Source organism: Streptomyces sp. NRRL WC-3605 (assembly GCF_001509795.1).
GTDB lineage: Bacteria > Actinomycetota > Actinomycetes > Streptomycetales > Streptomycetaceae > Streptomyces > Streptomyces viridochromogenes.
The window spans coordinates 1-612 of the sequence record NZ_LLZN01000131.1 but is presented as its reverse complement, the minus strand read 5'-3'; the positions used below and the strand labels follow the sequence as shown (position 1 = coordinate 612).

Here is a 612-nt window from a genome sequence, read left to right as displayed (position 1 = left end):
CACCCGCCAACTCGAAGAACTGGTGTCTCACCTGGCCCCGGCATCGATCGATCTGCTCGACGTAGGCGGTGACATCCTCGCCCAGGGCGATGAACCCACCCTCAAGAGCCCACTCGCCGACGCCCTCACCCTCGCCGCCTGCTGCCAGGTCAACGCCCCGATCCGCCTCCTGGTCGCAGGCCCCGGACTGGACGGTGAGATCTCCGCCGACGACCTGCGCCCCCTCCTCGGCAACCTCGTCCACACCTTCACGGCTGAGGACGTGGAGACGATCGGCAGCATCCTGGAATGGCACCCCTCAGAGGCGACCGCCATGCTCGCCGCCACAGCCCGAGGTGCCCGCGGCATCTGCGAGGTGCGCGACGCCGGCCTGCCTGTCCCCCTCACCGACGAGGGACCCGCGGTTCATGAAGTCGACCTGGACGACGCGGTCAGTCGCAACAGTCTGGCCCGCGCCATCATGACGACCGCCACCCTGGACGAGGCCGAGGCATACAGCCGCGAGATCTGCGGCTTCTCGGAGATCGATTACGAGCGCAACAAGGCAGCCTGGCTGAAGGACCAGCCACCGGTGCCCCTCACCCCCGAAGACGTCTTCTCGCAGCTCGACCG

At 68.1% G+C, this 612-nt stretch carries 1 protein-coding gene; it reads left to right on the top strand.

The annotated features are described in order from the left end of the window. The coding region (locus tag ADL34_RS34365; protein ID WP_159039024.1) for a DUF1152 domain-containing protein at window positions 1–612 on the top strand (612 nt) is incomplete at both ends.